This window comes from Bradyrhizobium genomosp. I (2014), assembly GCF_000261685.1.
Taxonomy (GTDB): domain Bacteria; phylum Pseudomonadota; class Alphaproteobacteria; order Rhizobiales; family Xanthobacteraceae; genus Bradyrhizobium.
Map to the genome: position 1 here is coordinate 1 of NZ_AJQE01000117.1, position 1,753 is coordinate 1,753.

Genomic DNA, 1,753 nt, shown 5'->3' on the forward strand with positions numbered 1-1,753 from the left:
CCAACCGCAATCCGCTACGGGTTATTTGGCCGTGGCATGAAATGGTCGAGCAAGCCCGTCGGCAGCGGAAAGACGACGGTCGAGGACCGTTCGCCGGCGATGTCGTGCAGAGCCGCGAAGTAACGCAGTTGCATGGCCTGAGGCTCCTGCGCGAGGATCCGGCCGGCTTCGACCAGCTTTTCGGCCGCCTGCTGCTCGCCCATCGCGTTGATCACCTTGGCCCGCCGCAGGCGCTCCGCCTCGGCCTGTTTGGCAATCGCGCGAACCATGGTTTCGTCGATATCGACGTCCTTGATCTCTATGCCGGTGACCTTGATGCCCCAGACGTCGGTCTGCTTGTCGAGGATCTCCTGGATGTCGGCGTTCAGCCTGTCCCGCTCGGCAAGCATCTCGTCGAGCTCGTGCTTGCCGAGCACCGAACGCAGCGTGGTCTGGGCGAGCTGGCTGGTCGCCGCCATGTAGTCGCCGACCTTGATGATGGCCCGTTCGGGATCGACGATGCGGAAGTACAGAACGGCGTTGACCTTGACGGACACGTTGTCCCGCGAAATCACGTCCTGCGGCGGCACGACCTGCACCATGACCCGCAGATCGACCTTTACGAGCTGCTGCACGATCGGCACGAGGATGATGAGGCCCGGGCCCTTCACGCCGGTGAAGCGGCCGAGCGTAAAGATCACGCCGCGCTCGTACTCGCGCAGGATTCGAATGGCCTGGGACAGAAACACGATGACGAGCAGCGCAAGCGCCGCATACGTCAGATATTCCAGCATCATGATGCACCTCTCTCGCTTGTCCGGGCGGCTGTGCGTCGTATCAGCAGAGTCAGGTCGACGACGTTCGCGACCTCCACCGTCTCTCCGGGTTTGAACGTTTCGGCGCCGCGCGCCTGCCAGCGCTCACCATGGGCGAAGACATGACCTTCGTTCCCGTTCCAGTCGAGAACCTCGGCGGGCAAGCCGCGCATGGCCTGTGCGCCGACCAGCGCAGGAGCTTTGCGGACGCGCCGAAGCGAACCAAGCACGATCAGGGCAAAGCTGCTGAACACTGCCGCAGTGATGCCGATCACCCACCACGACAGGTGGTAGCCAGGCGCCTCGCCCCTGAAAAGCATCATTGCTCCCAGCACGAAAGCGATGATTCCTCCGATGCCGATCACCACCGTCGGATTGAAGGCTTCGACGGTGAGAAGCACGAGTCCGACCAGCATCAGGGCGAGGCCGGCATAGTTGATCGGCAGCAAATTGAGCGCATAGAGACCAATCAGCAGGCAGATCGCGCCGACGACTCCCGGCGCGACCACACCGGGAGACATGAACTCGAAGATCAGGCCGTAGATGCCGACCATCAGGAGAATGAACGCCACGTTCGGATCGGTGATGACCGCGAGGAAACGGGATATCCATCCCGGCTCGATGGCTTCGACGACCGCATCCTTCGTCGCGAGGCGTTGCGTCCTGGCGCCTGCTACTTCCACCACACGGCCATCGAGCTGCCGCAGCAATTCAGCCTGATCGCGCGCGACGAGATCGATGGCATGTGCCTTCAGTGCGCCGTTGGCAGTGAGTGTTGCAGCCTCACGGACCGCCTTTTCCGCCCAGTCCGCATTGCGGTTGCGCAGCTCGGCGAGGCTGCGGATGAAGGCGACGGCATCGTTCGTGGCCTTCGCCGTCATCGCGTCCTTCGGCTCATCCTTCTTGTCCTTGCCATCCTTGCCCGGTGTACCGCTCGGCAGGCCCGGCAGCGGCCCGCC

At 63.3% G+C, this 1,753-nt stretch carries 2 protein-coding genes; both read right to left on the reverse strand.

Annotated features, from left to right (window positions below; genetic code table 11):
* Positions 1-14: 14 nt before the first annotated feature.
* Positions 15-776 (reverse strand): slipin family protein, encoded by a 762-nt coding sequence (locus tag IC50_RS11275; protein WP_035704072.1) that lies wholly within the window; start codon positions 774-776, stop codon positions 15-17.
* A partial coding sequence (locus IC50_RS11280) for an NfeD family protein (RefSeq protein ID WP_035704075.1) occupies positions 773-1,753 on the reverse strand: 981 nt, incomplete at its 5' end. The genes IC50_RS11275 and IC50_RS11280, both read right to left, overlap by 4 nt.